Origin of the sequence: Streptomyces sp. NPDC008317 (genome assembly GCF_042955955.1) — a bacterium.
In the GTDB taxonomy this organism is placed as follows: Bacteria; Actinomycetota; Actinomycetes; order Streptomycetales; family Streptomycetaceae; genus Actinacidiphila.
Genome location: NZ_JBIBFQ010000004.1, coordinates 786,399 through 809,035, shown reverse-complemented (window position 1 = coordinate 809,035; position 22,637 = coordinate 786,399). Strand labels below are relative to the sequence as shown.

The following is a 22,637-nucleotide window of genomic DNA, read 5'->3' as shown; positions in this document are numbered from 1 at the left end:
GTCACGCGGACCGCTCGGTGTTTTCCGCCACGTACCGGCGGACCCGGGGGCGCGGCTGCCAGACTTGGACGGTGTCCTCCCCAGCGGCCGGACCGCCGCCCATGTCGCCGTACGCGACGCCTTACGCGACGCCGTACGCATTCCCGTACGGGTCCTCGTACCCGCCGGTGACCCCGCCCGCGTTCGCTCTGCTCAACGACGAACCCGTGGCCGACGAGACGCGCGACCTGCTCGGCGCCAACCGGGCCGCGGCGCAGCTCACCGGACTGCTGGTGGCCTCGCGCGACGCGACGCCCTTCACCCTCGCGGTGGACGCCGGATGGGGGATGGGCAAGAGCAGCCTGATGCGGCTGGTCGACGTACGGCTCCAGCGGTTCCCCGACGTGCACACCGTCTGGTACAACGCCTGGACCTCGACCGGCGGCGACGCCCTCGAAGGGCTCATCAAATCGGTGCTCAACCAGGTCGACCCCAGCATCCTGCGGCGCGCCCTGCGCCGGATCAGGGCCGGCGGCGCCCTGATGGGCCTGTTACGGGCGCTGACCGTCGTCGCCGCCGGGCCGCTCGGCGTGGCGGGCATGGTCGACGAGCTGTGGAAGCGCCTGTCGGTCGACGCGGGCGCCCGCAACGGCATGCGGGACGCGCTGCGCGACATGGTCGGCGAGTGGACCGCGACGCGCGGCTCCGCGCCCGGCGGCAAACTCCTCGTCATCTTCATCGACGACCTCGACCGCTGCTCGGAGCAGACCTTCCTCGCCGTCTGCGAGGCCGTGAAGGTCTACCTCGACGTGCCGGGCCTCGCCTTCGTCATCGGCTGCGACCGCGCCGCGATCGGCCCCGGCGGACTGCTGCCGGACCTCTCGCCCGCCGGGGCCGCCTTCGTGGAGAAGATCTTCCAGACCAGCTACCGCATCCCCGCGCCCAGCGGCCGGGAGATCCAGGCGTACGTCCGCTCCTGCGCCGAACTGGCAGGTATCGACCACCTGTTGGACCCGCACCTGGTCGAACTCCTCGCCTACCGCGCCGCCCGCAACCCGCGCCGGGTCAAACGCCTGCTCAACGGCCTGCTGTTGGAGGCGAGCCTCAACCCGGTCTGGGCGGGCATCCGCCCCGAGGCCGTCATCCGCACCCTGCTGCTCCAGTACCTCTATCCCGACTTCCACCGCATGATGACGGCGCCCGCCGGGCCCGGGGACGACGCCGACGTGGTGCGCGAATTCCGCACCTACCGCCGGGTCCGCACCCGCCTGTGGTCCCCGGCGCCGCTCGCCGACCCCGACCGGCCGATGGTCGCCGACTTCCTGCGCGCCCACTCCCTGCCGCCGCTGCACGGGCACGAGGACCACGGCACGGTCCTCGCCGACCTCGAAGCCCAGCTCCCGGTCGGCTTCCCCGACCTGGCGGGCGACCCCGCCTTCGTCTCCCTGGTCGAGGACCTGGTGGCGCTGCCCGAGTCCGAACTGGTGCTGCGACGGCTGCGGCAGGGCACCGAGGACGGCGAGGCGGCGCCGTATCCGCCGCTGGCCGGTCCGTGGGAGAGCGCGCCGCAGCCCGCGGCCGGGCCGGAACCGGCCGGGGACCCGGTGGCGTCACCGGGGCCGAGCGGATCGTCGGTCGACTACGGGGATACGGGGGTCGGCACGCCGCCGTACCCGGGGCCCGTGCCGGGGTACGGGCAGGGGCCCGTGCAGGGGTACGGCTACCCGCGCGGTGACGGGTCGCCGTACGAGCCGGATCCGCTGGAGCGGCCGCAGTCGGTGAGCCCCGCGCTCGACGACCCGGAACTGGCCGGGTACGGCGCCGACGCACCGGTCTGGCACGCGCCGCAACAGGGTTCCGGCTACCCGGCCGGGACGCCGGAGCGTACGTTCGCGCTCGCGGTGGCGGCGGGCTTCGCGCGGGGCAGAGGCCGTGCCATCGCCCAGTTGCTGACGGTGAGCTCCGCCGTGCTCCCCGCCGACACGGAAGCCGAGCTCGTCCAGATCTTCGCCGAACACCGCCCCGCCCTGCTGCTCTGCCACGCGGGCTTCGCGGACGAGCCCGCCAAGGGCTTCGCGCTGGTACGCGGTGTGAGGTCACGCGGCTACGCGGGTCCGGTGATCTTCTACTCCGGGCGGATCACGCCCAACGACCGGGCCGCCGCCGGGGCGTTGGAGGCGGTCATCACCGACGACCTGACCGCCGTACCGGCGATCGCCGAGACCCTCACCTCAGGGACTCTCGCCCCAGGGGGCGTCATCCCCGGGCCGTTCGCCGACCAGCCGTTCCTCGCGCCTCGGTCCGCCGCACCGAGCGTCCCGCCAGCACGTCCGTCCGACGGGCGTCCTCGATGACGAACCGGCCGTCGATCAGGACGTACGGGATACCGGTGGGCAGGGCGCGGGGGCGGTCGTACGTGGAACCGGCCGCGACGGTGGCCGGGTCGAACAGGACCAGGTCGGCGCGGTAGCCCTCGCGGACCAGGCCGCGATCGGGCAGCCGCAGCCGGGCGGCGGGCCTGCCGGTCAGATGGGCCACGCACTCCTCAAGGGGCAGCACCCCCAACTCCCTGACGTAGCGCCCCAGATACTCGGGGAAGGTGCCGTACGCGCGCGGGTGCGGCTTGTCGCCGCGCAGGATGCCGTCGGAGCCGCCGGTGTGCACGCGGTGCCGCATGATGGCCCGGACGTTCTCCTCGTGGCCGACGTGCTGGAGGATCGTGGTGGCGAGCCGGTCCTCCAGCAGGAGCCGCCGGGCGGTCGCGAAGTCCGCGATCCTGCGCCCGACATGGGCGGCCAGCGAGCGCTCGCGCACCCCGGCGACCTCGATCACCGACCAGTCGACGGGGACGCCGTGGCTGCCGTCGGCGCCGTCCACCTCCATCACCCGGCGGATGCGCGCCGCCGTCGCGTCGTCGCGCAGCCGGGCCAGCGTCGCCTCGGGGCCGCCCTCGGTGGCCCAACTGGGCAGCATCGCCACGAGGGTTGTGGAGCCGGGGAGGTAGGGGTAGCTGTCCAGCGAGATGTCCGCGCCTGCGGCCAGGGCCGCGTCCAGCAGCGCCAGCAGTTCGGGGGCGCGGCCCTCGTTCTCCGGGAAGTTCATCGTGGCGTGCGCCAAGTGCAGCGCGCAGCCCGCCTGTTCGGTGAGCGCCACCATCTCCTCGTACGCCCGCAGCGCGCCCGCCCCGTACGACCTGTGGTGCGGGCAGTAGTAGCCGTCGTACGCCGCCACCACCCGGCACAGCTCGGTCAGTTCCGCGTCCGACGCGTACATCCCCGGCGTGTACGTCAGCCCCGACGACAGGCCCACCGCGCCCTGGGCCAGGCCGTCGGCGACCAGTTCCTTCATCCGTGCCAGCTCCGCCGCCGTGGCCGGGCGGTCCTCCCAGCCCAGCGCCAGCATCCGGACCGTGCCCTGCGGCACCAGATACGCGGCGTTGACCGCGATGCCCCGGTCCAGCCGGTCCAGGTACTCGCCGACGCTCCGCCAGTCGAACTCCACGTCCGAGCCGTCGCCGTTCCACCCCGCGATCTGGGCCCGCACCTGCGCCAACGTCCGGTCGTCGACCGGCGCGTACGACAGGCCGTCCTGGCCGAGGACTTCCAGCGTCACGCCCTGTGCCGCCTTCGCCTCGTGCGACGGGTCCCGCAGCAGCGCCAGGTCGCTGTGCGCGTGCATGTCGATGAACCCCGGCGCCAGCGCCAGACCCTCCGCGTCCACCACCCGTCTCGCCGTGAGCCGCCGCCCCCCGTCCTTCCGCCGGATCTCCCCGACCCGGCCCCCCGCCAGCCCCACGTCCGCCACATACGACGCCGCCCCCGTTCCGTCGATGACGCGAGCGTCGCGGAACACGAGATCCATGGCGGGGCCTTTCATGTCGTCACGGTTGCCGCTCATCGCCGCCGGGCTAGTCCTCAATCGCCGGACGGGCTGGTCGGCTGGCGGGGGTTGCGTCGTCGGTCGCGGGTCGGGCTGTGCGTTGCTTCGCGCTGGTCGGCCGACGGCGGGCTTCGTCCTCGGTCGCCGGACGGGCTGGTCCGGCGCTTCTGGCGCGCCCGCCCAACCGGCCGCCCGTGCCCAGGGTTCGCACCCGGCGGTCGTCCCGCCCGGACCCGAGCCGCCTTCCCGCCCATCCGGCGGCCTCCGCCGAGCCCGTCCGGTGGGCGGGCGAAGCCTGCGCCCGCGCCGTCCGCGCCGTCCGCGCCAGACGGTCCGGGCCGTCCGGGCACCGCTTCCGGCGCGGGACGCGGCACACCCCTTTCAGCCCGTCCGGCGATTGAGGACATGGGGGGCGGGTGGGTTAGAAGAAGGTGCGGATGTAGGCGGGGACGGTGGCGTCGGGGGCGGTGACCGGGATGAGGGGCCACTTGTCGAAGGTGGTGCAGGGGTGGGAGAGGCCGAGGGCGACCCAGTCGCCGACGGCGAGGGGGTCGGAGGCGGGGACGGCCAGCCAGGTGTGCTGGTCGGACAGGGCGGTGACGGTGAGCCCGTCCGGCGCCGGACGCGGACCGGCGTCGGCGCCGCGAACCGTCTGGACGGACGGCAGCCCGAGATCGTACGGCGCGTCGCGCTTCCCGGCGTTGAGGAACGCCTGGGTGGGCGAGGGCCGGGAGACGACCTGGGCCCAGAGCCGGAAGGCCGGTTCGAGGGCGCCCTCGTCCGGGACCCGGTTGAACGGCGTGCGCCGCCGGTAGTGGTCGTCGTCGTGCGTGACGTACGCCCCGGAGCGCAGCAGCTTCAGGACCGGCAGGGACATCGCGGGCACGTCCGCGAAGACCTCCGCGACGAGGTCGAACCAGGCGGAGCCCCCGGCGCTGACCACGATCTGCTCGGCGCCCCCGAAGAGCCCGTCGGCGTCGAGGGCGCCGGCGAGCGCGACCAGCCGCCGCAGCCAGGCACGTACCCGCTCGGGGTCGGCGTCCGGCACCTCGCCCTCGTACCCGGCGACGCCGGTCAGCCGCAGCGTGCCGGTCGCGGCGACGGCCGCCGCGACGGCCGCGCACTCGTCCTCGGTCCTGACACCGGTCCTGGCGCCCTCGCCGCCCGCGAGCTCGACCACGACGTCCAGCCGCCGCCGCGTCCCGGCGTCCCGCAGCGCCGCGTCCATCAGCTCGACACCGCGCACGGAGTCGACGTACGTGACGACGGTGAGGCCGGGGTCGGCGTCGAGCTGACCGCCGATCCAGCGCAGCGCCACCGGGTCGACGACCTCGTTGGCGATGAAGATCCGCGGCACCCCGAACGCCCGGCACACGCGCGCCTGGTGGGGTACGGCGACGGTGATCCCCCAGGCGCCGCGCGCGAGTTGGTCGGCGAAGAGCTGCGGGGCCATGGACGTCTTGCCGTGCGGGGCGAAGGACAGGCCGTGTTGGGCGGTGTACCGCTCCAGCAGGTCGAGGTTGTGCGCGAGGGCGGCCTGGGACAGGACGAGGACGGGCGTGGTGAAGCCGCCGTCGAAGAGGCCGCGGCGCTGGTCGGCCAGCTCGCCGACGGTCAGCCCCTCGGCGTCCGGCGGCAGCCCCTTGAAGCGGTGGTCGACGCGCTCCCCGCGCAGCCCGGCCGCCAGCGCCGCCACCCGCTCGGCACCGGCACCGGCTCCCGTGCCGACCCCGGCCCCGCCCCCGTGTCCGCCCACGTCCGCCGTCATCGAACCTCCCGAGTTGCAACATATGCAACGGCCGTTGCATACAGTGATGCAAGCTGTCTAACATCCCCGCGAGTGCCTGGTCAACGGTGCTCCTGCCCACCAGGCCACCGCCGCTCCCGCCGCGGCCCGCAGAAGTGAGTGACCGCCGTGACCGTACCGACGAGCCCGAGCGCCGCCCCCGGCGCCGCCGACTTCGACGTCGTCTGCCTCGGCGAGTCCATGGTCACCTTCGTCCCCTCCCGCCCCGGCCGCCTCGCCGACGTGCCCGCCTTCCACCGCGCGATCGGCGGCGCCGAGTCCAACGTGGCCTGCACCCTGGCCCGCACCGGCCACCGCGCCCGCTGGATCAGCCGCGTCGGCGCCGACGGCTTCGGCGACCACCTGGTGGAGACGATCGCCGCGGCCGGGGTCGACGTCAGCGCCGTACAGCGCGACCCGCACCGCCCCACCGGCGTGTACTTCCGTACGGCGGGCGAGCGCGCCGTCGGTACGGACGCCCCCGCCGACCGGGCCGAGGTCGTCTACTACCGGGCCGGTTCCGCCGCCTCCGCGCTCGCCCCCGACCTCGTCGCCCGCGCCGACGCGTGGAGCGGCCGGGTGCTGCACCTCACCGGCATCACCGCCGCGCTCTCCGCGACCTGCGCGGAGCTGATGCGCGGCCTCACCCGCCGCGCGCCGGGACGCCCGCTGGTCTCCTTCGACGTCAACCACCGCCCGGCGCTGTGGCGCGACGCCGACCCCCGGCGCACGCTCGACCTCGCCCGCGGCTGCGACCTCGTCTTCGTCGGCGAGGACGAGGCGCAGGCCGCCTGGGGGCTGCCGGACGCGGCCGCGGTACGGGCCGCGCTGCCCGAGCCGCGGACGCTGGTGGTCAAGCAGGGCGAGGCGGGCGCGACCGTCTTCGACGGCGACGAACGCCGTCACGTCCCCGCCCTCGCGGTCGACGTCGTCGCGCACGTCGGCGCGGGCGACGCCTTCGCCGCCGGGTACCTGTCGGCGGCCCTGCGCGGCCTGCCCGTACGCGACCGCGTCAGGCACGGCCATGTGCTGGCCGCCGCCGCGCTGACCGAGCCGGGCGACCTCGGCACGCCGCCCGGCCGCGCCCGCGCCGACGCGCTGGTCGCCCTGGACGACGCGGCATGGGGGAGACTGCGGCTGGGCGCCGGGTGGACGGCGTCCGGAGATCGTGCGCCCACGACGACGGAGGAGGGACCGCGGTGAGCCAGACGGTCGACCGCGCGCTGAGCATCCTGCCGCTGCTGGCCGAGGGCCCGGCGGGGCTCGAACAGGTCGCCACCCGGCTCGACGTCCACAAGTCCACCGCGCTGCGGCTGCTGCGGACCCTGCACGAACACGGCCTGGTCTACCGGCAGCAGGACCAGCGCTACCGGCTCGGCGCCCGCCTGTTCGCCCTCGCCCAGCAGGCCATCGAGACCCTCGACATCCGCGGCATCGCCCACCCCCACCTCGCCGCGCTCAACGAACGCACCGGCCACACCGTGCACCTCGCGGTGTACGAGCAGGGCGAGGTCGTCTACATCGACAAGGTCGAGAGCCGCTATCCGGTACGGATGTACTCCCGGATCGGCCGCCCGGTCGCCATCACGGTCGCCGCCGTCGCCAAACTGCTCCTGGCCGACCTGCCCGAGCCCGAACGGCGCTCGGTGGCCGAGCAGTTGGAGTACCCCCGCTACACCGCGAAGTCCACGCCCGACGCCGCCGCGTTCCTCGCCGAACTGGCCCGCGTCCGCGAACAGGGCTGGGCCACCGACCTCGGCGGCCACGAGGAGTCCATCAACTGCGTCGGCGCGCCCCTGCGCGGTCCCGACGGCCGCGTCTGCGCCGCCATGTCGCTCTCGGCCCCCAACGTCGTCGTCCCCGCCGACGAACTGCTACGCCTGCGCCCGCTGTTGCTGCGGACGGCCGAGGCCGTCAGCCGCGACCTGTCGGGAAGCGCGCCCGCGCCCGCATCCGCATCTGTACCGGTACCCGCATCCGTACCCGTACCCGTACCCGTATCCGCGTCTGTACCCGCACCAGATTCAGTGAAGGACAACTCCGCATGAGCAACGGCCAGAAGACCGCGATCGTCCCGGCCACCCACACGGCGCCGCCCGCCAAGTTCTCGCACGGCGTCCGCAAGGGGAATCTCCTCCAGGTGGCCGGCCAGGTCGGCTTCCTCCCGGCCGTCGAGGGCCAGCCCCCGACGCCCGCGGGCCCCGGCCTGCGCGAGCAGACCCTCCAGACCCTCGCCAACGTCCAGGCCGTCCTCGAAGCGGGCGGTGCCACCTGGGAAGACGTCATCATGATCCGCGTCTACCTCACGGACACGGACCACTTCGCCGAACTCAACGCCATCTACAACGAGTTCTTCGCCTCCCTCGTCGAGCCCCCCGCCGCCCGCACCACCATCTACGTCGGCCTCCCCGCCGGCCTGCTGATCGAAATCGACGCCCTGGCCGTCCTGGGGTGACGGCTCCTCCCGCGCGGGAGGAGAGCTTTCGGGGCGCGGGGAACGCGTCGGGGGCGCCCCCTGTCCCGCACGTGCGGGACAGGGGGCGCCCCCTTGGAGCGGACTCCGTGTTACGGCATGCCGTGCACGTGGGCCCCGACGCTGTTGGACCAGGCGTTGCCCGCCGAGGCGTCCCAGTTGGTGGACCAGGTCATGGCCCCGCGGATGGTGGGCCAGGTGGTGGACGGGTGGAAGGTCCCGCACCCGGTGCCCTTGGCGAGGCAGTCCAGCGCGTTGTTGACGACGGTCGGGCTGACGTAACCGGAGCCCGCGGCGCTGGTGGACGCCGGGGTGCCGATGCCGACCTGGGACGGGGAGAGCCCGGCCTGGATGGCGGTGCAGGCCAGGGTCGTGATGAAGTCCACCGTGCCCTGGCTGTAGACGCCGCCGTCGCAGCCGTTCATCGAACCGCTGTTGTAGTACTGGGTGTTGACGACGGTCAGGATGTCCTTGATCTTCAGCGCCGTGGCCAGGTAGTCACTGCCCGCCGAGAGCATGTCGATGGTCTGCGGCGCCATCGTGATGATGAGCGACGAGCCCGCCTTGGCGCTCAGCGCGCGCAGTGCCTGCGGCATGTAGGTGGTGTCGATGCCGTTCTCGAGGTCGATGTCGACGCCGTTGAAGCCGTACGTCTGCATCAGCGTGTAGACGCTGTTGGCGAAGTTGGTGGCCGAGGCGGAGTCACGGACCGAGATGGTGCCGTTCTGACCGCCGACGGAGATGATCACCTTCTTGCCCGCGGCCTGCTTGGCGGCGATGTCCGCCTTGAACTGCGCGGTGCTGTAGTTCAGCGCCGGGTCGAGGGTGAACGAGACCGCGCCGGGCGTGGTCGTCGCGTCCGCGAAGGCGACGGCGATGATGTCGTACTGGCTCTGCACCTGCGCGATGGTCTGCACGGTGGCGCCGTTGTTGAAGTTCTGCCAGTAGCCGGTGACCGCGTGCTTGGGGATGCTGCTGGTGGGCGGGCTGGTCGGCGGCGTGGTGGGAGGCGTCGTGGGCGGGGTGGTGGGAGGTGTCGTGGGGGGAGTGGTCGGCGGCGTCGTGGGAGGCGTCGTCGGCGGGGTGGTCGGCGGGGTCGTGCCCGTACCGCCGGGGCCCGACAGCGAGATGTCGTCCGCGAAGTACGCGGGCTGCGCGTACCAGCCGTGGGTGTAGATCGTCACGGACTTGGTGTTCGCGCCGGTGGTGAAGCTGACGCTGAGCTGCTGGTACGAGGAGGCCGACGGCGTCCAGGTGGACGGGTCGGTGCCGCCGGTGCCGGTCGCGCCCAGGTAGACGTACGAGCCCTGCACCCAACCGCTGAGCGTGTACTGGGAGTTGGGCTGCACGCTGACGACCTGGGAACACTGGCCGGTGTCGCTGCTGGTCGGGGTGGCCTTGAGGGCGGCGGAGCCGGAGTGCACCGGGCTGGAGACGGTGCTGCCGCTGCCCGCGGTGCAGGTCCAGCCGGAAAGGCCGCTCTCGAAGCCGGGGTTGGCGGCGAGGTTGGTGGTCGCGGCGCTGGCGCTGCCCATGTCGACGAGCGCGACACCGGTGCCGATCACCGCGGCGGCGCTCAGCCCCGCGATACCTCGGCGGAAGAACGTCGAGCGGACGAGCTTTGATCTGTGCTGGGCATGGCTCGCTTGATTCGCGTGCGATGCACGTTCCACGACTGCCTCCTGGGGGCAAGGAGTTGGGGGGTAGTGGGAGTGCGGTGGCGCATGACATGACGTACGGACGTGAACGGGTGACCTGAAGTGCCGACGTGCGGAGCAATGTGAAGCGCATGCAGAAAACAGATGACAGGGAGAAAGTTGGTCCAGACCAATTCGGTTGTCAAGACCTCCGCCGGACACCTGTCGTTCACCACTTCCGATCCGCAACTTTCCGCACCCAAGCCGCTACACATCGATAAGCTGACGACCGCGAATCGCCAGGTACCGGCCACCACCGGGCGCAGGAGGGGAGGTTCCGCATGCCGAGCGTCATCACCGTCACCTCTGACGATCTCTCGCTCTCGCTGGAAGAGCAGTTGACGCGCACCACGACCGCGCTCGACACGTACGGGCACCTCATCGCCCTGGCACCGGCCGAACCGGCCGACCCCGCCAGGCGCCGGATGCACACCGTGCGGTCCGCCCTCGAAGCCGACCGGATCGCGATCGTCCCCAGCCCGCTGCCCCCGCTGGCCATCGCCCTGCTCGCCGAGCAACTGCGCCAGCTCTCCGGCACCGACCTCGGCCCCGGCGTCCTCGCGGGCGCCGCCCGGCTGCTCACGTACTACCTGCACTCCGGCGCGCTGCTCGGCTCCGTCGCCAAGCTCGACCGCGTCCCGGTCGGCGTGGGCGCCCACGTCAAGTCCCTCGTGCCGGGACGGCACTTCGCCGTCCTCGCGCACCCCGAGCCGTACCTGGCCGAGGCCGAACCGGGCACCGTCCCGCCGGGGCCCGGCTACCAGACACAGCTCGCCGTCGCGGGCAAGGGCGTCGACCCCGCCTGGGTCACCGGACCGCTCGCCAGCGGCTGGCGCGCCCAGCACCTGCGCGAAGTGCCGCTGCCGACCGACTCCCCACGCTGGTGGGGCACGTCCCGGCTGGTCGAATTCACCGCCTACATCGCCGATGTGGGCATGCTCTACCAACTCGTCACCTCGGTACGGCGCGACACCTGCACCTGGTGCGGGCTCGAAGTCATCGGTGACCAGTGCTTGTTCTGCGCCACACGGCTGGGGGATCGTACGGCTCCGGCGAAGCACGCCGCCGCCCGGCCGGGGCGCGAGGTCGAGACACCGCGCCGCCCCCAACTCGAACCCCACAAGCGATAGGTCCGCCCGCACATGAACTCACGTCAGCGTCGTGGTGTCGTCCTCCTCGTGATCTCCGTGATCTGCGCGGTGGCCGCCTTCGCGGGAGTGCTCGCCGTCGTCAGCGACGCGCGGTCACAGGTCGGACCGAAGGTCACCGCGTACGAACTCAGCGCCGACGTACCGGCGTACCAGGCGCTGACCGCGTCCCAGGTGCACCGGATCCGGATACCGAAGCGCTGGCTGCCGGACACCGCCGTACGCGATCTCGGCCAGCTCCAGGGCAAGATCGCCGCCGTGCCGCTGCGCAAAGGCTCGCTGCTCCAGTCCGACATGGTCGCCGCCCGGCCCGAACTCCAGGCCGGACAGATGGAGATCGCCATCATGATCGACGCCGAGACCGGCGTCGCGGGCAAGATCACCCCCGGCGCCCGGGTCAACATCTTCGCCACCTTCCAGGGCCGCAAGGACACCGACCCCGACGTCTCGAAGATCATCGTGTCCGGCGCGCAGGTCATCGACGTCGGCGAGATCAAGGCCTTCGACAAGAGCGAGAACGCCCAGCGGCTGTCCACCGAAGGCGTGCCGATCACCTTCGCGCTCAACGCCGGGGACGCCCAACGCGTCGCCTACGCCGAGTCGTTCGCGGAACACGTACGCCTCGCGCTGGTCGCCCCAGGTGACAGCTCCGCACCCTCGCAGACCGACCGCACGTACACCCTGAGCGGCGACGGCGGCACCGGAGGCAAGCCGTGACCGTACGCATCCTCGCCGGAACCGCCGACCCCGACGCCGCGCGCGCCCTGCTCGGCCTGCTCGGCCAACTGCCCGGCGCGGAACCGGCACCCGCGCTCGGCGACTCCACGGCGCTGCTCGAAACCCTCACGCGCGCCGCCGAGGCCGGGATCGACGAACTGCCCGAGGTCGTCATCGTGCAGGAGGGCATCGGACCGATGCCCGCGCTCGACCTCATCCGCGACGTCGCCCTGCGCTTCCCCGCCATCGGCGTCGTCCTGCTCACCGCCGACCCCAGCCCCGCCGTGCTCGCCGCCGCCATGGACTCCGGCGCCCGAGGCGTCGTCGGATTCCCGCTCTCCTACGACGAGTTGGGCGCCCGCGTCGAAGCCGCCGCCACCTGGTCGGCCGGCGTCCGCAGACACCTCGGCCCGCAGCGCGCCCTGCCCGCCGTCGCGGGCGGTACCCTCATCGCCGTCGCCGGGGCCAAGGGCGGCGTCGGTACCACCGTCACCGCCGTCCAACTCGCCCTCGCCGCCCACGCGTCGGGCCGCTCCACCGCCCTGGTCGACCTCGACCTCCAGGGCGGTGACATCGCCTCCTACCTCGACGTCCAGTTCCGCCGCTCCATCGCCGACCTCGCCGACATCGCGGACGTCTCCTCCCGGGTCCTGCACGACGCCATGTACGTCCACGAGTCCGGCCCCGCCCTGCTGCTCGCCCCCGCCGACGGCGAACGCGGCGAGGACGTCACCGACCGCTCGGCCCGCCTCGTCCTCGCCGCACTCCGGCAGCGCTACGAAGTCGTCGTCGTGGACTGCGGCACCCAGATGACCAGCGCCAACGCTGTCGCCGTCGAGGTCGCCGACGCCGCCGTCCTCGTGCTCACGCCCGACGTCATCGCCGTGCGCGCCGCCAAGCGCATGGTCCGCATGTGGGACCGGCTCCAGATCCGCAAGCCCCAGGACACCACCGCCGTCGTCAACCGCCACACCCGCGGCACCGAGATCCAGCCGTCGCTGATCGGCCGCATCACCGGCACCCGCATGGCGACCTCCGTCATCCCCGCCGGATTCCGCGAACTCCAGGCCGTCATCGACGCCGGCCGCCTCCAGGACCTCGACGCCCGTTCCACCGTCAAGGCCGGAATCTGGGCACTGGCAGGGGAGTTGGGCCTGGTCAGCAGCGCGACGCTGCCCGCCGCACGCGGGAAGAAGCAGCGCCGCGAGCGGTCCGAACGCGGCGACCGGGGCCAGGTCACCCTCGAAACCCTCGGCATGACGCCGATCATCCTCATCACCCTGCTGCTCATCTGGCAGGCGGTGCTGGCCGGTTACACCTTCACGCTCGCGGGCAACGCCGCCGATCAGGCGGCCCGGGCCGCGGCGGTGGGTTCCGACGCCTCCGCTGCCGCGAGCAGCGACCTTCCCAGCGCGTGGGGGCCAGGCGACACCTCGGTCAGCCGCGCGGACGGCACCGTCTCGGCGACCGTCACCCTCAAAATGCCCCTCCTCATCCCCGGCATCGGCGACTTCGTCCCCATCTCGGGCCACGCGAAGACGCTGGACGAAACGGCCAAGCGATGAAGCGCTCCCGCCGCCGGGCTCCCGCAGCCCGTACCTCCGCCGTGCGCGCGGTTCCCCGCGCCCCTTCGGGGCCCTCCCGGCGCGGGTTCGGGGGCGGCGCCCCCGAGAGGCACCGCGGGTCCGCCCGGGACCGGGGAGTGGCATCGCTCGAATACCTCGGAATGCTCCCGTTCCTGCTCCTGATCGCCCTCGCGGGCATCCAACTCGGCCTCGTCGCGTACTGCGGCGAACAGGCCGGCACGGCGGCCCGGACGGCGGCCAGGACCGCCGCGCAGGCGGGCCCGAACGGGGGAGAGGCGGCCGGCCAGCAGGCCGGCCAGGCGGCGGTGAGCGACTGGCTGACCGCGACGATCCGGTTCACGACGTCCGACACGACGACCGTGACCGCGCAGGCCACGGTGAAGGTCCCGTCCGTCCTGCCGGGCGTCAGTTTCTTCGACCCCGTGAAGCGCTCCGCCACCATGCCGAAGGAGGACACGACACGATGAGCCTCCGTGCCCGCCTCGCCGTCGAAGAGGCGACCCCGCAGACGCAGGAAGGCCACATGGTGGCCGTCTACCGCGCGAAACTGCTCCAGGAGATCGACCTCGCGGAGATGTCGGCGCTCGCGCCGGGCGAGCGCAGGGCCCGGCTGGAACGGGTGCTCGGCCACATCATCAGCCGCGAGGGCCCGGTGCTGTCCACGGCGGAACGCGCCGCGCTGATCCGCCGCGTGGTGGACGAGGCGCTCGGCCTCGGCATCCTGGAACCGCTGCTCGAAGACCCCACCGTCACCGAGATCATGGTCAACGGCCCCGACAAGATCTACGTCGAGCGCGGCGGCCGGGTCGAGGCGGTCGCCGCCCGCTTCTCGTCGGCGGAACAGCTCCTCCAGACCATCGAGCGGATCGTCTCCACGGTCAACCGCCGTGTGGACGAGTCGAATCCGATGGTCGACGCCCGGCTGCCGTCGGGCGAGCGCGTCAACGTCATCATCCCGCCGCTGTCGCTGACCGGGCCCACGCTCACCATCCGCCGCTTCCCGCGCGCGTACACGCTCCAGGAGCTGATCGCTCTCGGGACGCTGGACGAGCACATGCTGTTGCTGCTCTCGTCGTTCGTGCGCGCAAAGTGCAACATCATCGTCAGCGGCGGTACGGGCTCGGGCAAGACCACGCTGCTCAACGCGCTGTCCGGGCTGATCCCCGACGGCGAGCGGATCATCACGGTCGAGGACGCGGCCGAACTCCAGCTCCAGCAGGAGCATGTGATCCGGCTGGAGTCGCGCCCGCCCAACGTCGAGGGCGAGGGCCGGATCACGATTCGCGACCTCGTACGCAACTCCCTGCGGATGCGCCCCGACCGGATCATCGTCGGTGAGGTCCGCGGCGGCGAGACCCTCGACATGCTCCAGGCGATGTCCACAGGACACGACGGCTCACTGGCCACCGTGCACGCCAACTCCGCCGAGGACGCGGTGCTCAGGCTCCAGACGCTCGCGTCGATGAGCGAGGTCAAGATCCCCTTCGAGGCGCTGCGCGACCAGATCAACAGCGCCGTGGACGTCCTCGTCCAGCTCAACCGCCACATCGACGGCACCCGCAGGATCGGCGAGATCGCCGTCCTGTCCTCCCGCGGCCGTGACGTCTTCCGGCTCACCTCCGCGACCCGCTTCCGCGCGGAACCGCTCGGCGTCGACCGCATCGTCCGCGGCTGGTACGAACACCGGCCCGTCCCGCGCGAGATCGCCGAGCGGCTCTACCTGTCCGGCGAACACGTACCCGCCGCCTTCGGCATCGGCGCGAGCGAACTCGAACTCGACAGCAGGGAGGCGAAGTGACCGCCGTTCCGCAAGAGTTGACGGCGGTCGCGGCCCCGCCCGGCAGCGGTCTCCCACACCTGGCAGCGAGCCCCGGATTCGCCTCGGGACCGTACCCGCTGCTCGTCCTCGGCGTCAGCGTGCTCGCCCTCGCACTGGCCGTGTGGGGCGGCCACGCCTGGCGCGGCGGCAGGGCCGACCGGGCCGCGCTCGTCGACCGGCTCGCCGGCGACTTCGGCGGCGGCCCCCGCGAATCGGCCTTCGCCGGACTCGACCGCCGCGTACGCCGCTACGCCTGGGGCCAGCGCCTCGCGGCCCGACTGGCCGCCACGGGAACGAACTTGACGCCAGGTCAGTTCACCGCGGCCGCGATCGGCGTCGTCCTCGTCGCGTGGGTGCTCGCCGCGGCGGTCCTCGCCCCCTTCTTCGGGCCGATCGCCGCACTCATCGCGGGCTGGTCCGCGTACAGCTTCCTGGAGTGGCGCCGCCGCGTCCGTACCGAGCGCTTCATCGCCCAACTCCCCGAACTCGCACGCGTCCTGGCCAACGCCACCCAGGCCGGGCTCGCCCTGCGCACCGCCGTCTCCATGGCGGCGGAGGAGCTGGACGCGCCCGCGGGCGAGGAGCTGAAGCAGGTCGCGGACGCGATGGCGGTGGGCCACTCCATCGAGGACGCGCTGGCCGAGCTGCAACAGCGGCTGCCCAGCCGCGAGTTGGTCGTGCTGGTCTCCACGCTGGTGCTCTCCAGCCGCGCGGGCGGCTCCGTCGTCGAGTCGCTGCGCAACCTCACGGTCACCCTGGAGGAGCGCAAGGAGACCCGGCGCGAGATCCGCACCCAGATGTCCCAGGTCACCGTCACCGCCTACGCGGTCCCGGTCATCGGCATCGGCTCCCTGCTGCTCCTCAACCAGATCATGCCGGGCTCGCTCAGCGCCATGACCGGCTCCACCGTCGGCCGGATCTGCGTCCTGGTCGCGCTGGGCCTGTACGTGGTCGGCTTCGCGCTGATCCGCCGGATGTCGAGGATCGACGTATGACCGCGACCGTGCACACCTCACGCGGCAACCGGCCGGTGACCGGAGGGAATTCCCGATGCTCCTGATCGGCCTCGTCCTGGCGGCGGTCGTCGCCGCGGGCGTCGTCGGCGTCGTCCACGCCGTCGCACTCCTGCGCGCCGACGTGAAGCTCCCTGACGACCTGGCCCTCGCGCTGGAAGTCGGCAGGACCCGGACGACCCGTACCGGCAACGCCATCGACCGGATCGGCATCCGCTGGGCGCCGATGGTGATGCGGATGATGGGCCCGGCCCGGATCGCCAAAATGCGCGCCCGGATCGACCACGCGGGCCACCCGCACGGCCTCACCGTCGAGCGCTACGCCGCCCGCCGCGCCGTCTACGGCGGCCTCGGCGGCTTCGCGGCCCTGCTGCTGCTCGTCCAAGGGCACTGGATCCTGGCCCTGTTGCTCGCCGCGTACGCCTGGTGGTGGGCCGACCTCGGCATCTGGCTGGCCGTCCGCCGCCGCCGCGACGACATCGAACGCACCCTCCCCGACTTCCTCGACGTCCTCGCCGTCGTCGTCAGCGCGGGCCTCGGCTTCCGCCAGGCCCTGGAACGCGTCAACGCCGTGTACCAGGGCCCCTGGTCGGACGAGATCCGGGTCGCCCTGCGTCAGATGGACGTCGGCGTCAGCCGCCGCGACGCCTTCGACCAGCTCCGCAGGCGCAACCGCAGCGACCAGGTCGGCCAGTTCGTCACCGCCCTCCAGCAGGGCGAGGAACTGGGCGCCCCGATCGCCCGCACCCTCCTCCAGATCGCCAACGACATGCGCCGCACCGAGGCCCAGAACGCCCGCCGCCGCGCCGCCCGCATGGTCCCGCGCGCCACCGGCGTCATCACCACCATCCTCGTTCCGGCGACCATGATCCTGCTGATCACCGGCACGATCATGGGCTCCCACATCCAGTTCGGCGACACCTTCGGCAGCGGCGGATGACGGGGCGGGTGGTGGTTCGTACGTCGGGCCGGGTGATGGGGCGGGTGTCGGCGCGGACGACCGGGCGGATGACGGTCGTGGCCGCCGGACGCGGCGCGCGCGTGACCGGTGACGATGAGCGGAGACGGCGGCCGATGACCGGAGATGAGCGGTTGATGACCTGGCGATTACTGTGATCCGCTGGCCACACAGTGTGATCAACCGGCATGCTGTAAGCGCCAATTGGCGCAGAACGGGCTGCGGATGTCCGAGGTTCGGGTGTACCTTTGCATTCGCAACCATATTTGCACCTGCAATCAGAACCGATCCGCTGCGGACGGCAACACGACCAGCGAGAGGCGGTGCGCCGTGGACACCTACCCCGACAGGTGGAACGCGGCCGTCGCACGCATCCGTCAGGTGACGAAGAATGGGGCGAACGATGATGAACAGGTGGGTAGTCCGGCGCTACACGGACACCGAGATCTGGCTGCGCGACCGCACGGACAGACTCGCGGCCCGGATCGCCGACCGGTCGGCGGACGGGTCGGCCGACAGGGGTCAGACGTCGTTCGAGTATCTCGGGATCGCGGTGGTGATCGCGGTGATCATCGGAGTGCTGGCGGGGACGACGGACATCGGCACGAAGATCAAGGACGGCATCAACTCGATGATCGACAAGATCACCGCCGGAAACGGCAAGTAGGCCGGTTCGGGGATGACCGCGGTCAGACCCTCGGCATCTACATCGTGTCCATGGCCGCGCTGTTCTTCCTGGCCTTCGCGTACTTCGCGGTCGGCCAGGCCGCGGTCGTCCGCAACTCCGCCCAGACCGCGGCGGATTCGGCGGCGCTTGCCGCCGCTCGCGCGGACCGTGATGCCGCGTCCGCCGACTTCCTCGCCGCACTGACCTCGGGCGACCTCGTCCAACTGGGCAAACTGCTGGCGAATTTGGGGGCGCACGACGCGGAGGCGTGCGCTGCCGCGTCCTCGTACGCCGGGCAGAACGATGCCGCCGTGGACGCTCCGGACGGCTGCGGCCGGGCCTCCGGCGTACCGCTCGGATACACCGTCTCCGTCACGACCCTGGGCACGGTCGGCACCTCGGTGGTCGACGGCACCGAGACCAAGCACGCCAAGGCCACCGCCACCGCGGTGGTCGAACCGCGCTGCGGACTTGGCGACAAGGACGGCAACGCGATCGGATTCATCTGCAACGGCGACCATGTGACGGTCGATCCGACGGCGGGCGGCTTCGTGCTGGACCTGTCGACCTTCTACACCGTCCACTTGAGCAAGTGACGGCGGCCGAGCGATGAGGGAACGGGGAACGATGCGATACGGGCACAGGGCGACGATTGCGGTGGCGTTCGCCGCCGGTGCCGCCATCACGCTGGCGGGTTGCGGTGGCGGAGGCGGCGGCGGTGACAAGGCGGACAACAAGCCGTCCACCTCCGCGAGCGCGTCGAAGAACCCTGGATCGAGCGGCGGTGACACCGCCGCGCCGAGCGCCACCGCGACCCAGATCCTCGCCCAGATCAAGGGCGAGAGGGACATCGAGGTCACCATCAACTCGGCCGTGCGGGACTCCGGCGGATTCGTCACGGTCCAGGGGGTTGTGACCAACAACGGCACGAACATCTTCAACGCGGACAACTGGGTCGGCAACGAGACCGCGCTGTCCTCGTCCGGCGCGTCGGTCGCGGGCGCGGTCCTCGTCGACGAAGCCGGAAAGAAGCGCTACTACGTACTGCGCGACACGGACGGCAAGTGCCTGTGCACGATGAAGCTGCTGAGTGTCCAGCCCAAGGAATCCCGCCCGTTCTTCGCCCAGTTCCCCGCCCCGCCGGAAGCCACCACCCAAGTGTCGTTCGAGCTGCCGACGATGCCGCCCGCGAAGATCACGATCTCGGAGGGGTGAGGACGATGAAGCGCAACGCGTCGCCGCCCGGGGCGGCATCCCGCGCCGGAGGTCAGCGGGCCGCCCTGTCCGCGGGTGTGGTGATCGTGCTCGTGCTGGCCGCCGGGACGGTGGCCGGGGGGACCGCGGCCGTGGCCGACACGAATCCGCCGCCCACGGCCGGTGACAGCACGCCGACGGCCCCCGTGCGGATCGACCCGACGTCGCCAGGACTCAGGCTGCCGGAGGGCTCGACGCTGGCGCCGGCGAAGGTGCTGGACATCGTGTCCGTGACGGACGAGTCGTCGACGAAGGCGAGCCAGCCGGAGCAGCGGCAGGAGACGTCGAACTCGACGGTCACCTACGCGCTCCAGTCGGAGGTGCTGTTCAAGAAGGACAGCGCCGTGCTGTCGCCCACGGCGACCTCGCGGATCCAGGCCATCGCGGACGACATCACCGCACGCCATGTGACGTCACCCATCCGGGTGTTCGGGTTCACGGACAATCTCGGCAGCTCCGAGCACGGCATGGTGCTCTCGAAGCAACGCGCCGACGCCGTTTACCAAGTCCTGGCAACGGAAATGGGCAGCGCCGGTGACCCGTCCCACACGTTTCAGGTTCGTGGGTACGGCGAGGACTACCCGATTGCCGACAATTCGTCCGAAACCGGACGCAGTCAGAATCGCCGCGTCGAGATCACTTTCACGCCACCTGCCGCGTAACGTGCTGAGCGGTCGCTCTGACGCGGTACGGTGTAACTCCCCCCCTCGGGCCGGTTCGCTCTCCCCCCCTGCGAACCGGCCCGTTTTTCTTTTCCCGCGCCCGCGCCCGCGCCCGCGCCCGCACCCGCACCCGCGCCGCACCTGGCACCGCACGCGCTTTCGTGCCTGTCCCGCGCCCGGCGCCGCCCCGCACCCGCGTGCCCCCCATAGGCCGCCCCCGCAGGGCCCCCGCGAACGCCACCCTCAGCCCGTCTTCTCCACCCCCGCCGCCCGCAGCGGCCGGTAGGCCAGCCCCAGGCCGCGGTAGAGCCGCAGCGCCGGGGCGTTGGAGTCGTCGACGATCAGGGCGGCGGTGCCGTGAACGGCCAGCGCCTCCGCGACGACGAGCGCGCAGACCTCGCGGGCCAGCCCCCGGCCGCGCGCCGCCGCGGCGGTCGCGACCCCCGCCACGTACCCGACCGTCGGCGCGCACCAGGTGAGCGCGGCGACCGCGGCCAGGCGCCCGTCCACGCGGGCCCCGGCCCACCGGTCCCGCGCGCCGGGGCGGCCGGGGTAGGCGTACGAGGCGGGGAAGGCGGTGTCCAGCAGGGCGCCCACCTCCGGGGCGGCGCTGTCCGGAAGCCACCGGGCGGAACCGTCTCCCGAGGGGACGGGCCCGACCGGCGGCCCCGTACGGTCCATCCAGCCGAAACCGGCCACCGGCCGCAGCGAGGGCACCGCGCGCACGACCGTGTCGATCAACTCCCGGTCGCCGAGCGGCCGATAGCTCGGGCCGACCTCGCGCAGCACCTCGCGTACGAGCGGGACGGCGTCGTCCGCGGGGCCGGTGACCGCGAGCCGGTCGAGCAGCGACAGGTTCGGCGCCGCCACCGCGACCGCCGCGCCGCGGACGAAGGCCCGGCCCGCGCTCAGGTCCTGCGCCGCCCAGCGGCACAGCGAGTCGTCGGTGGGCAGGTCGCGGAGGCGGCCGATCTCGTGGGTGGAACGGGCGGAAGAGGTCGCGGGCATTCCGCATGCCTATCAAGGAGATGCGGGCCGCCGCATCGTAGATTGCCCGCATGCGGAACAAAACGGCGAAAAGCCGCCGGTATTCGCTCACCGGCACCGCCCTGACCTGCCTGGTCCTGGCCACCCTCTCCGCCTGCTCGGTCGGCGCCGGAGCCCCGGACGGCTGGCGCTATCTGCGGGCGGACCCGCTGGCGGTCGCGGTCCCCAAGACCTGGCAGGACGTGCGCGGCGGGGCGGTGCTGCGCGGCCCTGACGGCCGTACGGACGCCGAGGTCGCCGTCAGCGCCAATCCGGGCGCCGGCGGTCCCCCCGACAAGGCGACGGCCACCGCCCTCGCCACAGCCCGCAAGGAGTCGCTGGACTTCGACGGCCAGCCCGGCCAGGTCCTCAGCTACGCCCAGGCCGCCCCCGACGGCCGCCCCGCCGCCCGCGTCGAGGTCCGCCTGCACGACTACGAGGGCCACCCGGTCACCGTCCGCGCCTGGACGGCCGACGGCGCGGCCGACCCGATGCTGCTGCGCCGGATCATCAACAGCATCGAATTCGCCACCGACCCGAACCGCTAGGGCCTGTCCGGCCCGCCTCCCACGTCCGCCTCCAGCCGCACCCCCTTGCGCACCCCCCACCGCGCCAGCGCGCCCGCCTCCGCCTCCAGGACGTGCCGGGCCAGCATCCGGGGGCGGCCGACGCGGCCGGGCGGCATCGTACGGACGGCCAGGACGCGCAGCCGGCGGTCCAGATAGGCGACGTCGATCGGAAACCGCATCCGTACGGTGTGCACGCTGGAGGCCGGGGTCAGCAGAAGGGCGCCCTCGATCCCGTCCAGGCCGAGCAGCCCGCGGGTCCGCGCCCGGTACGACGCGGCGACCCGCAGCGGCACCTCGGCGTCGGGCGTACGCAGCGTGCCGTCACCGTCTCGCCAACGTCGGCGCATGGCCACTCCCCGGGGTGCTCGATCAGGCGGCAGGTGACGCGGTACGGGCCCCGTTACGGGTCCGCGGCGGCCGTGTACGGTCGGCCCGGTGCATGTCTATCCGATCGTGGCCGCCGCCGTGTGGGGAATCGTCAGCGGCCTGCCGCTGCCGCGCGCCGCCTACCGGTTGGCCGTCCCCTCAGGTGAGCCGTGGGCGGCGCACTGCCCCGAGGGCCATCCGCTGCCCGAGGGCATACGCGGCTGGCTCGGACCGGCGCGCTGCCCGCGCTGCGCCGAGCGCGGCTCCTACGGCTCCTACGGGCCCGCCGTCGTCCTCGCCCTCGTGTGCGCGCTCGCCTGCGCCGGACTGGCCGTCAGGGTGGGCGCCCACCCCGAACTCGTCGTCTGGCTCCTGCTGGTGCCGCTCGGCCTCGTCCTCGGCCGCGTCGACCTCAAGGTCTTCCGGCTCCCGGACGTCCTCACCTTCCCCGCCTTCCTCGGCACCGCCGCGCTGCTCGGTCTCGCCGCCCTGCTCCCCGATCACCGGGGCTCCTGGCCGCGCGCCCTGTTCGGCGCCCTCGCCGTCGGCTTCGTCTACCTGCTCCTCTTCCTCATCAACCCCGCCGGCATGGGCTTCGGCGACGTCAAACTCGCCCCCACCCTCGGCCTCGCCCTCGGCTGGTACGGCTGGCCCACCGTCTTCACCGGCACGTTTCTCGGCTTCGCCCTCGGTGCCCTCATCGGCCTCGCCCTCATCGCCACTCGGCGCGCCACCCGCAAGACCCCACTGCCGTTCGGGCCCTTCATGCTCCTCGGCACCCTCACCGCCCTCCTGCTCACCCCCTGAGCCCCCCTCAGGCCCCCGCCCCCCTGTCCGCCCGCCCTCCACAAGAGGCTGCCCCCCAGGGGCGCGGGGAACTGCGCGCTCGCCCTGCGCAAGGCCAGGCTTTTCAGGGGCGCGGGGAACTGCGCGCTCAGCCCCCACCGGCCCGGTGGTCGGGAGACCACCGAACTGCCCCTCCGGGCCCGGTGGTGACGCGCAGCCATCGCCATGGCCGGCCGCGCAGTTCCCCGCGCC

General features: G+C 72.7%; 21 protein-coding genes and 1 pseudogene. 17 read left to right on the top strand and 5 right to left on the bottom strand.

The window, feature by feature from the left end; translation table 11 throughout:
• Positions 1-71: 71 nt before the first annotated feature.
• Complete coding sequence (locus ACFY9V_RS16840) at positions 72-2,333, top strand: P-loop NTPase fold protein (RefSeq protein WP_391161708.1); 2,262 nt, start codon at positions 72-74, stop codon at positions 2,331-2,333.
• On the opposite strand, the gene ACFY9V_RS16835 is transcribed toward ACFY9V_RS16840, so the two are convergent.
• Positions 2,236-3,840 carry an amidohydrolase family protein gene (locus ACFY9V_RS16835; protein WP_391161749.1) on the bottom strand — a complete coding sequence of 535 codons (1,605 nt, stop codon included), beginning with the start codon at positions 3,838-3,840 and terminating at the stop codon, positions 2,236-2,238. The genes ACFY9V_RS16840 and ACFY9V_RS16835 overlap by 98 nt on opposite strands.
• Before the next feature lie 439 nt (positions 3,841-4,279).
• Positions 4,280-5,626 carry an alanine racemase gene (locus ACFY9V_RS16830; RefSeq protein ID WP_391161707.1) on the bottom strand — a complete coding sequence of 449 codons (1,347 nt, stop codon included), beginning with the start codon at positions 5,624-5,626 and terminating at the stop codon, positions 4,280-4,282.
• A gap of 147 nt (positions 5,627-5,773) precedes the next feature.
• Here ACFY9V_RS16830 and ACFY9V_RS16825 point away from each other — a divergent pair, with 147 nt between their 5' ends.
• The 3 genes from ACFY9V_RS16825 to ACFY9V_RS16815 are packed head-to-tail and all read left to right on the top strand — an operon-like array spanning position 5,774 to position 8,099.
• Positions 5,774-6,847, top strand: a complete 1,074-nt coding sequence (locus ACFY9V_RS16825) for a PfkB family carbohydrate kinase (RefSeq protein WP_391161706.1) — start codon at positions 5,774-5,776, stop codon at positions 6,845-6,847.
• Entirely contained in the window at positions 6,844-7,692 is an 849-nt protein-coding gene (locus ACFY9V_RS16820; protein WP_391161705.1) for an IclR family transcriptional regulator C-terminal domain-containing protein, read from the top strand. The genes ACFY9V_RS16825 and ACFY9V_RS16820 overlap by 4 nt, the downstream gene beginning before the upstream one ends.
• Complete coding sequence (locus tag ACFY9V_RS16815) at positions 7,689-8,099, top strand: RidA family protein (protein ID WP_355347857.1); 411 nt, start codon at positions 7,689-7,691, stop codon at positions 8,097-8,099. Before ACFY9V_RS16820 ends, ACFY9V_RS16815 begins: the two co-directional genes overlap by 4 nt.
• Positions 8,100-8,209: 110 nt before the next feature.
• Here the strand turns inward: ACFY9V_RS16815 and ACFY9V_RS16810 are convergent, their stop codons facing one another.
• On the bottom strand, positions 8,210-9,706 hold the full coding sequence (locus ACFY9V_RS16810; RefSeq protein ID WP_391049374.1) for a glycosyl hydrolase family 18 protein: 1,497 nt from the start codon (positions 9,704-9,706) through the stop codon (positions 8,210-8,212).
• A gap of 389 nt (positions 9,707-10,095) precedes the next feature.
• Here ACFY9V_RS16810 and ACFY9V_RS16805 point away from each other — a divergent pair, with 389 nt between their 5' ends.
• The 11 genes and pseudogenes from ACFY9V_RS16805 (at position 10,096) to ACFY9V_RS16755 (ending at position 19,638) form a co-directional block, all read left to right on the top strand.
• Complete coding sequence (locus tag ACFY9V_RS16805; RefSeq protein WP_391049158.1) at positions 10,096-10,944, top strand: hypothetical protein; 849 nt, start codon at positions 10,096-10,098, stop codon at positions 10,942-10,944.
• Between the two features lie 12 nt (positions 10,945-10,956).
• Complete coding sequence (gene cpaB, locus ACFY9V_RS16800; protein WP_355347863.1) at positions 10,957-11,679, top strand: Flp pilus assembly protein CpaB; 723 nt, start codon at positions 10,957-10,959, stop codon at positions 11,677-11,679.
• The gene (locus ACFY9V_RS16795; RefSeq protein WP_391161704.1) at positions 11,676-13,244 is read left to right on the top strand and encodes an AAA family ATPase; all 1,569 of its coding nucleotides are present in this window, start codon (positions 11,676-11,678) and stop codon (positions 13,242-13,244) included. Before cpaB ends, ACFY9V_RS16795 begins: the two co-directional genes overlap by 4 nt.
• 137 nt (positions 13,245-13,381) lie before the next feature.
• The gene (locus ACFY9V_RS16790) at positions 13,382-13,732 is read left to right on the top strand and encodes a TadE/TadG family type IV pilus assembly protein (protein ID WP_355347869.1); all 351 of its coding nucleotides are present in this window, start codon (positions 13,382-13,384) and stop codon (positions 13,730-13,732) included.
• Positions 13,729-15,063 (top strand): CpaF family protein, encoded by a 1,335-nt coding sequence (locus ACFY9V_RS16785; RefSeq protein ID WP_355347872.1) that lies wholly within the window; start codon positions 13,729-13,731, stop codon positions 15,061-15,063. Before ACFY9V_RS16790 ends, ACFY9V_RS16785 begins: the two co-directional genes overlap by 4 nt.
• A 59-nt stretch (positions 15,064-15,122) precedes the next feature.
• Complete coding sequence (locus ACFY9V_RS16780; protein WP_391161748.1) at positions 15,123-16,079, top strand: type II secretion system F family protein; 957 nt, start codon at positions 15,123-15,125, stop codon at positions 16,077-16,079.
• A 55-nt stretch (positions 16,080-16,134) separates the two neighbouring features.
• Positions 16,135-17,037 carry a DUF5936 domain-containing protein gene (locus ACFY9V_RS16775; RefSeq protein WP_355347874.1) on the top strand — a complete coding sequence of 301 codons (903 nt, stop codon included), beginning with the start codon at positions 16,135-16,137 and terminating at the stop codon, positions 17,035-17,037.
• A gap of 424 nt (positions 17,038-17,461) precedes the next feature.
• Positions 17,462-17,722 (top strand): Flp family type IVb pilin, encoded by a 261-nt coding sequence (locus ACFY9V_RS16770; RefSeq protein ID WP_391049164.1) that lies wholly within the window; start codon positions 17,462-17,464, stop codon positions 17,720-17,722.
• A gap of 32 nt (positions 17,723-17,754) precedes the next feature.
• A pseudogene (locus tag ACFY9V_RS16765) lies at positions 17,755-18,318 on the top strand (pilus assembly protein TadG-related protein); the annotation flags it as partial.
• A 31-nt stretch (positions 18,319-18,349) separates the two neighbouring features.
• On the top strand, positions 18,350-18,937 hold the full coding sequence (locus ACFY9V_RS16760; protein WP_391161703.1) for a hypothetical protein: 588 nt from the start codon (positions 18,350-18,352) through the stop codon (positions 18,935-18,937).
• 5 nt (positions 18,938-18,942) lie between these two features.
• On the top strand, positions 18,943-19,638 hold the full coding sequence (locus ACFY9V_RS16755) for an OmpA family protein (RefSeq protein ID WP_391049167.1): 696 nt from the start codon (positions 18,943-18,945) through the stop codon (positions 19,636-19,638).
• 243 nt (positions 19,639-19,881) lie between these two features.
• Here the strand turns inward: ACFY9V_RS16755 and ACFY9V_RS16750 are convergent, their stop codons facing one another.
• Positions 19,882-20,646 (bottom strand): GNAT family N-acetyltransferase, encoded by a 765-nt coding sequence (locus ACFY9V_RS16750; protein WP_391161702.1) that lies wholly within the window; start codon positions 20,644-20,646, stop codon positions 19,882-19,884.
• A 50-nt stretch (positions 20,647-20,696) separates the two neighbouring features.
• Between ACFY9V_RS16750 and ACFY9V_RS16745 the strand changes: the two genes are divergently transcribed.
• On the top strand, positions 20,697-21,212 hold the full coding sequence (locus tag ACFY9V_RS16745) for a hypothetical protein (RefSeq protein WP_391161701.1): 516 nt from the start codon (positions 20,697-20,699) through the stop codon (positions 21,210-21,212).
• Here the strand turns inward: ACFY9V_RS16745 and ACFY9V_RS16740 are convergent.
• Positions 21,209-21,580 carry a DUF192 domain-containing protein gene (locus ACFY9V_RS16740; protein ID WP_391161700.1) on the bottom strand — a complete coding sequence of 124 codons (372 nt, stop codon included), beginning with the start codon at positions 21,578-21,580 and terminating at the stop codon, positions 21,209-21,211. The two genes, ACFY9V_RS16745 and ACFY9V_RS16740, sit on opposite strands and share 4 nt — an antisense overlap.
• A gap of 88 nt (positions 21,581-21,668) precedes the next feature.
• Here ACFY9V_RS16740 and ACFY9V_RS16735 point away from each other — a divergent pair, with 88 nt between their 5' ends.
• Positions 21,669-22,406: a prepilin peptidase gene (locus ACFY9V_RS16735; protein ID WP_391161699.1), complete on the top strand. Its 738-nt coding sequence runs from the start codon at positions 21,669-21,671 to the stop codon at positions 22,404-22,406.
• The last annotated feature ends 231 nt before the right edge of the window (positions 22,407-22,637 follow it).